This window comes from Methylotenera sp., from assembly GCF_030653755.1.
Taxonomy (GTDB): domain Bacteria; phylum Pseudomonadota; class Gammaproteobacteria; order Burkholderiales; family Methylophilaceae; genus Methylotenera.
Genome location: NZ_JAURYU010000045.1, coordinates 146,804 through 158,636 on the forward strand (window position 1 = coordinate 146,804; position 11,833 = coordinate 158,636).

Consider the following 11,833-nt stretch of genomic DNA (forward strand, 5'->3'; position numbering starts at 1 on the left):
ATTTTGCATTGTCGCTTAAAGGCTAACTTCTTGCGGCCCTAACCTCAACTTCACGCACGTCAGCCGCAAACTTATCTAAAACGCCATTGATATATTTATGGCCATCTGTGCCGCCAAACACTTTAGCTAGTTCAACGCCTTCATTGATCACTACGCGATACGGAATACTTAGATCAAACATCAATTCACAACCTGATATGCGTAAAATGGCATGCTCTACAGGGCTCAACTCGTTAATTGAACGATCAATAAACCCAACAATCTTGCTATCTATCTCAGTTAAGTTTTCAGTCACTGCTTGTAGTAAATGTTTAAAGTAAGCTTCATCGGCTTTGTTATAGTCTGGATCATCACGCATATCACGCAATATGTGTGATAACTCTGACTCATTTAACATGCCACGATATACCGCTTTTAATACGAGTTCGCGCGACTTTCTACGGCTCTGGCTACCGCTTTTTTTCCCGCTACTTCTAGAGGCAGGCTTTTTATCGGTACTGCTAGTCGCTTCACTCACACCAGCATCGTCATCCACCACTAAGCTGGTCACTACTGGTTTATTCTCAGTCATAGCGCTTTAACCAAATTAAACATTTCAACTGCCACCTGCGCTGCCTCTGCGCCTTTAATATGCATACGGGCAATCGCCTGATCATCATCTTCTGTGGTCAATACAGCATTTGCTACAGGCACACCTGTGTTTAATTGCACTTCTGAAATACCACGAGCAGATTCATTTGCAACCACTTCAAAGTGGTAAGTCTCACCACGAATAATTGCACCCAAGGCAATTAACGCATCATACTTTTCACTTAATGCCATATGCTGAAGAATTAACGGAGTTTCCAATGCTCCAGGTACAGTTGCAATAGTAATCGCATCACTAGCGACACCTAGTTTAAGCAACTCACTTTTACATGCTTCAAGTAAGCCATCACCAATATTGCTATTGAATCTTGATAAAACAACACCTACTTGCATCCCTGACCCATCAAGGTTTTTCTTAATTTCTCTCACGTAATACTTCCTTTAACTTGCATCAACTTAATAAAGTGGTATTTTACCGCATATCATTAGTTTCTTAGGTGATATATTCATGCACGCTACGCTTTAACAAAGCTAGCAAATTAATGAAACAATATCCATGCTTTTTGTAAGGTACTATAAATTCCATAGCTAATTGGGATTGCAACCAATGTCCAAGCAATAAAAACCAATAATGGATGATTTTCAGTTTGCTGACTTTCCACTTTATCGCCATTTAACTTAACTGACTTTTCGTGCGCTAATTTACGTTCAGCTTCAAGCTCCGCATCCGTCATATAATGTTTATCAGCGACAGGCTTTACCAGCAAGTTACATACAAAGCCTAACAACAGAAGTGCAGCTAACACATACATAATCACGTTGTAAGCCTCACTCGGAGGCACGCCATGATCAAGTTGATAATCACGCAAATAGTTGACAATAACAGGCCCCAAAACACCAGCCGTAGCCCAAGCGGTCAAAAGTCGACCATGAATGGCGCCCACATGTTGTGTACCAAAAATATCCGCCAAATAAGCTGGTATGGTCGCAAAGCCGCCACCATACATTGTTAAGATAATACAAAATAAACCAGCAAACACCGCAACGCTACCTACCGTACCTGCCCAAGGTGCAGAGATATACAAAAAGAAACCTAAGGCAAAAAAGATAATGTACGTACGTTTGCGCCCAAGAAAATCAGATAAAGATGCCCAACCAATTCTGCCTAAAATATTAAACAAAGAAAGTAATCCAGCAAACCCAGCACCAATAGCCGTTACTCGTAACAATTGTTCGGATGAAAGCTCAGATAATTTCAACGGCTCGCCAATTAAGGCACCGCCAAACACTTCTTGCAGCATCGGAGAGGCCATCCCGATCACACCAATACCAGCACTCACATTCAGACATAACACAGCCCAAAGCAACCAAAACTGCGGAGTTTTATGTGCATGATTCACATGGACATGACGGTTTGTAATCATGCTATTACCATTATTCACGGGAGGTACCCAGCCTTTTGGCACCCAACCAGTAGGTGGCACCCGGTAACATAACGCACCTATCATCATGGCAACAAAATAGAACACGCCCATCATCGCGAAAGTCTGCCAAACACCAACAGAAGTTGGCGTGGAGAAGTGAGACATTAGTGTATTAGCAAGTGGAGCGCCAATCATCGCACCTCCACCAAACCCCATAATCGCCATACCTGTTGCCATTCCACGGCGATCTGGAAACCATTTAATTAATGTAGATACGGGGGAAATATAGCCCAAACCAAGACCAATGCCACCTATCACGCCAGACCCCAGCCACATCAGCCATAATTGATGTGTGTATACGCCATAAGCAGACAAAAGAAGACCGCCACCCCAGCATAACGCTGCGACCGCACCCGCTTTACGTGGACCAGCATGCTCTAGCCAGTGTCCGAATACGGCTGCCGATGTTCCTAGAAACACAAAAAATAAGGTAAACATCCATCCCAAATCACTTACTTTCCAATCGCAATCTGTAGCAAAAGCACGCGCCCATATACTCATGGTATCTGCACATGCAATCGGATCTTTAATACCAAGTGCTTTAGAAAGAGGTAACCAAAAGACGCTAAAACCATACGCCATGCCTATAGACAAATGAATTGCCAAAGCGGCTGGCGGTACTAGCCAACGATTAAAACTAGGATTAGCGGTAATTCTTTCTTTTGAAAAAAAATCCGTCATTCAACTATCTCCAAACACATTATTATTTTTTCAGCACAACACTATACTTAGACCAAACAGTATAGTGTAACAAAATGTAAAAAATGGCAATTTAGTTATTGTATTTAGTTGGTATTTATATGTTTAAAGTTTGTCATGAATATGTCATATTAGCGTCATAAACTGATTGGGCTTAAACATTTAAGGCAAATTAATTAAGGAAATATATATGCCAGCCAATATATTAGTAATCGAAGACGAACCAGCTATTCAAGAGTTACTAGCACTTAACATTACACAGGCAGGCCACAATGCCATTCGTGCGCTAAGTGGTGAAATTGCGCTAGAACTTATGCGCGAAACAGTCCCTGACTTAATCTTGCTCGACTGGATGTTGCCTGGTATGAATGGTTTGGAATTAGCCCGCAAACTTAAATCAGATACCTACACCAAAAATATCCCCATCATCATGCTGACAGCGCGCGGTGAAGAATATGACAAGGTGAGAGGTCTTGAAGTAGGTGCCGATGATTACGTCACCAAACCCTTTAGCCCACGTGAATTGAACGCTCGCATTAAAGCTGTATTACGCCGCAGAGCACCACAAATGACGGATGACCCAATTGAACTTAGCGGTCTTAGGTTAGACCCAACCACACACCGAGTCACAGGTAACCAGAAAACCATAGATTTAGGACCTACAGAATTCAGACTATTGCATTTCTTTATGACCAATGCTGAACGTGTACACACACGTAGCCAGCTACTAGATAAAGTTTGGGGTGACAGAGTATTTGTTGAGGATCGTACAGTCGATGTTCATATTAGGCGCTTGCGCAATGCATTATCTATATCTGGTCATGAAGACCTGATACAAACAGTGAGAGGTGCTGGTTATCGATTATCTTCACAACATAATCATACAAACCAGAGCTAAAGCACTCAAAAAGCGATGACTACCTCTTGTAGCAATATCGCTTTCGCAAGTTATGCTTATTTGCAAATAATCATGCTTTTTTGCAAATCATCGCTATAATCATTCTGATAAAAATAACTGAAAAGTATGCCCTGTGATTGATATACGCTGGAAAGCTGGCTTATTTATTTGTGCATTAAGCATTATGAGCATTTTTCTATGGCTCATTACTAGCTTAATCACGGCGTTAATTGTTTTTTCATGCGGCCTTTTGTTTTATGTCGTTAACCATATTTTTTGGATACATGAGTTAAACCGTTGGTTAAAATCACCAGACTTGCGTGGTGTACCTGAAGGAACTGGATTATGGGAAGACGTATATAGTAGCCTACTAAAATATGAACGCAGAAACACGTATAAACAAACAGAATTAAACTCTGCCTTAGAGAGATTCCAAATCGTAGCGAATGCAATACCTGATGGACTTGTCATTTTGAGTGCGGCCAACACCATTGAGTGGTGCACATCTCATGCGGAATATCAACTCGGCCTCGATTTAAAAACTGATACAAACCTACCGATTGTAAATTTACTTAGAAATAGTCACTTCATTGCTTATTTATACAGTGAAGTTTATGACGAACCTTTTAAACTTAAAGATGTAAAAAGCACTGAGTCAACACTTGAAATTTGGTTGATTCCTCTTGCGACCAAACAAAAATTACTAATTAGCCGTGATATTACCCAAATTGAAAAAGTAGACGCGATGCGTCGAGACTTTATTGCCAACGTCTCACACGAGTTACGCACGCCACTAACGGTCGTAGGTGGCTTTATTGAAACGCTATCAGACATGAAGGGCGCTATTCCAGATAGCATACGTAGTTATTTTGGCATGATGCAAGACCAAACAACGCGTATGCGACGACTCATTGAAGACTTACTCACGCTCTCACATATTGAAAGCAACACACAAGCGCCTGATAACAACCCGATTAATATGTCGATGCTAATGGATATGTTACTGAATGACGCGAATGCACTTAGCCAAGGTAAACATCACATTACTGCACAAACCAACCCTCATTTTGACTTATCTGGCGCAGTAGATGAATTACAAAGTGCACTAGGCAATTTAGTCAGTAACGCGATAAGATATACCCCTGCAGGTGGTGAAATTAAGATTATCTGGCAACTACGTGACGACCAAGGCATATTTAGTGTCACCGACAATGGTATCGGTATTGATCAACAACATATCCACCGCTTAACAGAACGTTTTTATCGTGTAGATAGAGGTCGCAGTCGTGAGACTGGCGGAACGGGGCTGGGTCTCTCTATCGTCAAACATATTTTAACAAGACATCAAGCAAAACTTGAGATTACAAGCGAGCTCGGTACAGGCAGCACATTTAGTGCTATTTTCCCTAAAGCGCGGATGATACAAAAATGAACGCTTTCAGCGCTAAGTTTAAAATATACAGACTTTACCTACTGAGCGGACTTTTATTTTCAGCATGTGCATCCAACGCCCCATTAGGTGCTAATCAAAACAAGGCTGTCCCAGAGCAAAAAGATAAAAGCACTATCAATCAGATCGCTAAAGCAGATATTGACCGTATGACAGATGTAGAAATACGAGAAAACACACAAAGCTTACGCTTATTAATGCTCAAACTCTACAAACGAAATCCGCAAGAATTAAAGAAGAGTACTTCAGTCCCTGCTGAAAAAATGATTGATTGGGTTTTTGATGGTGGAGCACAGCACCACTTTCAATTTGCTGAAATGAATAATCTGGTGATGACAGATGCTATTTTTCTAACGTTCAACCCTGAATATAAGGGAGATCGTGTACTCGCCTTCATCGTCGGCCTACATACGATGCTACTAAAAGCACACAATGACAAAACAGACTTTTACTTCACAGACAGTATTGATCCACAGCGTGTTTATAACGTCGCGCGCAATATAGAAATTGCAGTATGGAAGTTATCCAACGCGAGAGATGAAAATGGTGCGCTTTACTTACTGTCCAATGAAATCAACAATCAGGAAAAAAACTTATCTTTCGAACGTGAGTTTGGAAAAATGATTGGTCGAACCGAATTATATGCAATTGCACTCGCTGAAAAGTCGCAGCGTTTAATATCGCGGGTTGTTCAAAACCTTGCAACTGCACTGTTTTTACCTTTTTAACTCTAGCTCTTAATTAATTTTTCTAGTGCTAATACTTAACGAGCAGCATCAACACTGCTCGTATTCAACATTACATCTCAACTAAATACTCACAACATTTAACGACCTCACCTACATTGACATATGCAACCAAAGTGAGATCGTTAACCATCAATTACAACAACACTTTCTCAATACCACCATTGTTGGCTTTATGTACATATTCCTGCATCCAATTTTCACCGAGAATATGTTTAGCCATTTCAACCACAATGTAGTCTGCTTCAATACCTGTATCTTCCCCGTAGCGAGACAAACCTTGTAAGCAGCTTGGGCAAGAAGTTAATATCTTAACTTCCATTTCAGGCGCACCTACTGTTAGGCCCATTTGCTGCAACCCTTTTTCAAGCTCTTCCTGCTTACGCATTTTTACTTGCGTTGAAATATCTGGACGTGCAACTGCAAAGGTACCGCTCTCACCACAGCATCTATCATTTAATGCAACATCTTGCCCCATCAGTGCACTGGTTACTTCTAGGGGCTTGTAAGTTTTCATTGGTGTGTGGCAAGGGTCATGATACATATAACGCGTACCAGTCACTGTTTGCAAGCGCATATCTTTTTCCATCAAATACTCATGAATATCCAACAAGCGACAACCTGGGAAAATCTTCTCAAACTCGTATTTTTGCAACTGATCCATACAAGTACCACAAGAGACAATTACCGTTTTAATATCAAGGTAATTCAATGTATTAGCAACACGATGGAATAGTACTCGGTTATCGGCCGTGATTTCTTGACCTTTGTCGTGATTGCCCGCAGAGGTTTGTGGATATCCACAGCATAGATAACCTGGTGGTAACACGGTAATCGCGCCCACTTCATACAACATTGCCTGAGTTGCCAAGCCTACGTTTGAGAACAAGCGCTCAGAACCACAACCTGGGAAATAGAACACTGCTTCAGAGTCATCCGTTACCTTTTGCGGGTTACGAATCACAGGAATCATGTGATCATCTTCTAAACCAAGCATCGCGCGTGAGGTTTTGGATTGCATTTTCTTAGGCATTGGGCGATTAATAAAATGAATCACCTGTGCTTTGATATCAGCTTTGCCGACAGTCGCTGGCGGACGCTTTTTATCTCGCAATAAGCCAAAACGCTTAGCTAAGGTATGTGCAAGATTTTGTGCTTTATAACCCCAATCAATCATTACTGTCCGCAATAATTTAATGGTCGCAGGGTCTTTAGCATTTAAAAATGCCATCCCTAATGCGGTACCTGGGTTAAATTGTTTTTTACCTTGTTCACGTAAGAAATTACGCATTTTGATGGAAACATCACCAAAATCAATATCGACAGGGCATGGTTTCTCGCAACGATGGCAGACCGTACAATGATCCGCAACATCATTAAACTCATCAAAGTGCTTAATTGAAATACCACGGCGCGTCTGCTCTTCATACAAGAAAGCCTCAATGAGCAAGGAAGTACCTAAAATCTTATTCCGTGGGCTATACAATAAGTTTGCACGCGGCACATGGGTAGAACAAACAGGCTTACATTTACCGCAACGCAAACAGTCACTGATGTCATCTGCAATTTCTCCAATAGCAGATTGCTCCATAATAATGGACTCTTGCTCAAGCAAACCAAAGCTTGGCGTATAAGCGTTATCCAAACCAGAACCAGCCAATAACTTACCTTTATTAAAATGGCCGTTCGGGTCTACTTTGTTTTTATAGGTAGTAAAAGTATCAATCGTAGATTGATCTAAAAACTCCATTTTAGTAATGCCGATACCATGCTCGCCAGAAATAACGCCATCTAAATTACGCGCTAGTGCCATGACTTTTGCTACAGCCGCATGCGCGTCTTGCATCATGCCGTAATCATCAGAGTTTACCGGGATATTAGTATGTACGTTACCGTCACCCGCATGCATATGCAATGCAATAAAGACTCGGCTTTTGAGCACTTGTTTATGAATCTCATCGCAGCGTTCAAGGATTTTTTGGTACTCTCGCCCAGCAAAAATATCTGCCATTGGGCGTTTGAGTTCACGCTTCCATGAAATTCGCAAGTCATAAGACTGCACCGCTCTAAATACATTCTCATAATGTGAGAAGGCTTTACCAGCTTCACCCAATATCGAAACTGGCGCATCTAAGTTGTCTAAAATGAAACTCCAGCGCGTACGCAAATCATCCAATAATGCCAATGCCATTGTTTGTTTGGTTTTCACCATATTCAAATCAGCATTACCATCTTCATCTGCTTGCAATGGCAACTCACCTTGCATAAAAACTTTTAACGCTTCAATCAGCTTCAGCTTGTTTTTGATAGATAAATCAATATTAATGCGTTCGATACCATCAGAGTAGTCGCCCAAGCGTGGCAATGGAATCACTACATCTTCATTGATTTTAAATGCATTAGTATGTTTAGCAATAGCAGCTGTTCTTGCGCGGTCTAACCAGAACTTCTTACGGGACTCGCTTGATACCGCAATAAAGCCTTCGCCATTACGTGCATTACATAAACGCACCATGCTAGAGGCAACTTCACCCACTGCATTTTCATCATCTGAAGCAATGTCTGCAATCAACACCATTTTAGGACGTTGCTGGCGAGCGGCTTTAGTGGCATAACCAACTGCCTTAATATAACGCTCGTCCATATGCTCAAGCCCAGCCATAATCACGGCTGGTGTTTGTTTGGCTGTTGCATCTAAGTAATCTTTAATTTCAACAATAGCAGGCACAGCATGTGATACGTTACCAAAAAACTCTAACGCAATGGTGCGCACATACTTAGGCATACGATGCAAAATAAATGTGGCACTGGTGATTAACCCATCACAACCTTCTTTTTGAATGCCAGGCAAGCCAGATAAAAACTTATCGGTCACATCTTTACCCAAACCAACTTTACGGAAACTCGGGCCAGGTATTTCTAATATTTCAGGCTCAGACAACAGCGTTTTCATATCTTCGCTGTAGCGACTGATTTTAAATCGAGCCATCTCAATGTCGTGAATTTTGCCAAGGTTGTGGTCTAAACGCTCAACCTCCATCCACTCGCCATCAGGCGTCACCATGCGCCATGAGGCTAAGTTATCTAAGGCAGTGCCCCATAACACGGCTTTTTTACCGCCAGCATTCATGGCCACGTTACCACCGATACAAGAAGCATCAGCACTGGTTGGGTCACACGCAAACTCCAACCCTGCATCTGAAGCAGCCTCCATTGCACGCCTTGTCACAACACCAGCACCGCACTCTATCGTTGCCACTTGGCGCGCAACACCAGGTAAGGTACGCATTTGCACGCCAGTATGCTGATCCAGCTTCTCTGTATTAATGACTGCTGATAAAGGTGTTAGTGGAATCGCACCACCCGTATAACCAGTACCACCGCCACGGGGGATGATAGTAAGCCCTAACTCAATACAGGCTCGTACCAAAGCTGCAATTTCACTTTCCGTATCTGGTGTTAATACCAAGAACGGATATTCAACACGCCAGTCGGTAGCATCGGTCACATGAGATACGCGTGACAGACCATCAAACTTCACGTTATCTTTACGGGTTATTTTTGAAAGCTTCGCCAGCGCTTTTTTACGAAGATTTGCAGTATGCTTAAATTCATTTTCGAACTTGGTCACTGCCTGACGTGCAGACACTACCAACTTAAGCACTTTTGCGTTACCAGCACTGCGCTCATCAATAGCAGCTATACGATGATGCAAAGCACCTACCAGCGCCTTACAGCGCTTAGGATTTTCTAACAGATCATCTTGCAGATAAGGGTTACGCGACACAACCCACAAATCGCCCAACACCTCAAACAACATACGTGCTGAACGCCCCGTTTTACGCTCCCCGCGCAATTCGTTTAAAATACTCCAAATCTCTTCCCCAAGAAACCGAATGACAATTTCACGGTCAGAGAATGAAGTATAGTTATAGGGAATCTCGCGCAAGCGCGTTGGAGCTTTAGGCTCGGCATTTAGCATAGTACTTAATAGAGGTGCGTTCATTGTAGTTTTTTGACAAATAGCTTTGCTATTAAAGGTTCATTATAACATGGTGTAAGCTAGCAAATAAGCGCGACTTCGATATGGTTATTTGTTACACCTACAGGGTTAAGATAACAACTGTTCAAAAAAATTCACTATAAAATTTATACAAAAATCACAGGAAATAGTCCCAAATAAAGATAGACTAGTCATATGAATAAATTATTAAAAAAATCCCTACTGCCGATCGTCATCATTGCACTCTTAACGGTCCTAGGCTTACAACTCACCAAAAAGCCTCAAGCGCCTGATGTGACGTTTAGCACGATTGATGGCAAACAAATCTCTATGGCCTCTTTAAAAGACAAAGTAGTGATTGTTAACTTTTGGGCGACAGACTGTCCTGGCTGTATTAAAGAAATGCCAGAATTAATTAAGACTTATCATACATATCAACCGAAAGGTCTTGAAGTCATTGCCGTTGCAATGCCACATGATGAAATATCACTCATCAAAAATTATAGTAAATCGCGAAGCCTACCATTCCCTGTAACGCATGACCAACGCGGGAAAATGACAGAACTGTTTGGCAAAGTAAGATTAACGCCCACCGCATTCATCTACAATAAACAAGGTGAACTACTACAAAGAACCATAGGTGAGCTAGACTTTGTTGCATTACACCAATTATTAAATAAAGAATTGAGTATATAAATGCTTTGGATTAAAGCGCTGCATATTATTTTCATCACTAGCTGGTTTGCTGGCTTATTCTACCTACCAAGGTTATTTGTCAACCATGCAATGGTGCTAGACGCACAAGCCCCAAACCAAGCAACCTCTGAACAGCTAAAGCTGATGGAAAGAAAGCTTTATCGCTTTATGCTGCCACTTGCTTTATTGGCACTTGGGTTTGGCCTCTGGTTATGGTTAGGCTACGGAATTTCTGGGGCTTGGATGCACGCTAAGCTAACGCTAGTGGCGATACTTGTTTGGTATCATGTTTACTGCGGAAAAGTTGTCAAAGACTTTAGCCAAGACAAAAACCAGCACAGTCACATTTGGTACCGTTGGTTTAATGAACTACCAGTCATCTTACTTATAGGCGTAGTCATACTCGTTGTTGTTAAACCTTTTTAGCAGAAAGCCCTGAGCATGAACTATGATGATTCAGATTTACTAAGCTCGGATTTATTGCGCTCGGACTTACCAAGCTCAAACTTACTAAACTCCTCTTGGCTTATCTACATGCTGGGCAAATCAAGCGACACGCCTGAGGGTCGCTTATTAAGCTTATTTGATATTCTGAATGACTGGCTAAAAGCACCCAACATGCTGAAGCACTGCCATTTAAGCGGCTCAGATAACGCGCTGTTATTAGACTACTGCATAGATCAAGCACAGGCGTTAGGGGCAGAGAATCCTGAAATACTTGCTGAACATATCGTATTGATTGCACGCAATGCAGCACAACAAAATATTGCACACCCATCCAACAACAGCCTAACGCATGCAAAAAAGGCAGCTAGTGCACTTATTCTGGCTCAAACCCAACCTATAGTAACTAAACAAATCAAACCTGCATTATCAAAACCAATGACTTACGGCATTGCGGCAACATTAACGCTAGTAATCTGCGCATCATTAATATGGGCGCCACTCTTAAAAGACCAGCAATCCACAGTGCATATGAATGCTGAATCCAATAGCGACAACAGCTCAATACTTGCTAAAAAAGAAGATCAACACTTAACCGCCCATGATGCAACCCAAATGTATGCAAAATATGAGCTAATGCGACAAGGTACATGCCAGTTTCCTGAGGCTTTATTAATGCCAGACAAACATAAGGCCATCTATTTAGAAAATGTAGTGGGTGGGAAGTTACCTTCAAACCTTGATGACCTAGCTATCGCGAATGAATATCTAGAAAAAGTAAAATGCAACTTCACACCCATGCTAATGGCGGCATCTAAATAGTCC

At 41.7% G+C, this 11,833-nt stretch carries 10 protein-coding genes; 6 read left to right on the plus strand and 4 right to left on the minus strand.

The window, feature by feature from the left end; all coding sequences use genetic code 11:
• Positions 1-22 precede the first annotated feature (22 nt).
• The 3 genes from nusB to Q7U33_RS08770 all read right to left on the minus strand — a co-directional run bounded on the left by nusB (position 23) and on the right by Q7U33_RS08770 (position 2,753).
• Complete coding sequence (gene nusB / locus Q7U33_RS08760; RefSeq protein WP_304859834.1) at positions 23-571, minus strand: transcription antitermination factor NusB; 549 nt, start codon at positions 569-571, stop codon at positions 23-25.
• Positions 568-1,017 (minus strand): 6,7-dimethyl-8-ribityllumazine synthase, encoded by a 450-nt coding sequence (gene ribH / locus Q7U33_RS08765; protein ID WP_015831448.1) that lies wholly within the window; start codon positions 1,015-1,017, stop codon positions 568-570. The genes nusB and ribH overlap by 4 nt, the downstream gene beginning before the upstream one ends.
• A 110-nt stretch (positions 1,018-1,127) precedes the next feature.
• Positions 1,128-2,753 carry an OFA family MFS transporter gene (locus tag Q7U33_RS08770; protein WP_304859837.1) on the minus strand — a complete coding sequence of 542 codons (1,626 nt, stop codon included), beginning with the start codon at positions 2,751-2,753 and terminating at the stop codon, positions 1,128-1,130.
• 208 nt (positions 2,754-2,961) lie between these two features.
• Here Q7U33_RS08770 and phoB point away from each other — a divergent pair, with 208 nt between their 5' ends.
• From phoB to Q7U33_RS08785, 3 genes are all read left to right on the plus strand, one after another.
• On the plus strand, positions 2,962-3,669 hold the full coding sequence (phoB, locus tag Q7U33_RS08775) for a phosphate regulon transcriptional regulator PhoB (protein ID WP_304859839.1): 708 nt from the start codon (positions 2,962-2,964) through the stop codon (positions 3,667-3,669).
• A gap of 133 nt (positions 3,670-3,802) precedes the next feature.
• The gene (gene phoR, locus Q7U33_RS08780; protein ID WP_304859841.1) at positions 3,803-5,101 is read left to right on the plus strand and encodes a phosphate regulon sensor histidine kinase PhoR; all 1,299 of its coding nucleotides are present in this window, start codon (positions 3,803-3,805) and stop codon (positions 5,099-5,101) included.
• On the plus strand, positions 5,098-5,847 hold the full coding sequence (locus Q7U33_RS08785) for a hypothetical protein (protein WP_304859843.1): 750 nt from the start codon (positions 5,098-5,100) through the stop codon (positions 5,845-5,847). Before phoR ends, Q7U33_RS08785 begins: the two co-directional genes overlap by 4 nt.
• 154 nt (positions 5,848-6,001) lie before the next feature.
• On the opposite strand, the gene Q7U33_RS08790 is transcribed toward Q7U33_RS08785, so the two are convergent.
• Positions 6,002-9,871, minus strand: a complete 3,870-nt coding sequence (locus Q7U33_RS08790; protein WP_304859845.1) for a DUF3683 domain-containing protein — start codon at positions 9,869-9,871, stop codon at positions 6,002-6,004.
• Positions 9,872-10,063: 192 nt separating this feature from the next.
• On the opposite strand from Q7U33_RS08790, the gene Q7U33_RS08795 reads away from it, so the two are divergent.
• From Q7U33_RS08795 to Q7U33_RS08805, 3 genes are read left to right on the plus strand one after another with little or no spacing between them, the layout of a single operon-like run.
• The gene (locus tag Q7U33_RS08795) at positions 10,064-10,564 is read left to right on the plus strand and encodes a peroxiredoxin (RefSeq protein WP_304859847.1); all 501 of its coding nucleotides are present in this window, start codon (positions 10,064-10,066) and stop codon (positions 10,562-10,564) included.
• Entirely contained in the window at positions 10,565-10,990 is a 426-nt protein-coding gene (locus Q7U33_RS08800) for a CopD family protein (RefSeq protein WP_304859849.1), read from the plus strand. It begins immediately after the preceding gene.
• 15 nt (positions 10,991-11,005) lie between these two features.
• Positions 11,006-11,830, plus strand: coding sequence for a hypothetical protein (locus tag Q7U33_RS08805; RefSeq protein WP_304859851.1), 825 nt, complete (start codon positions 11,006-11,008; stop codon positions 11,828-11,830).
• Positions 11,831-11,833: the final 3 nt, after the last annotated feature.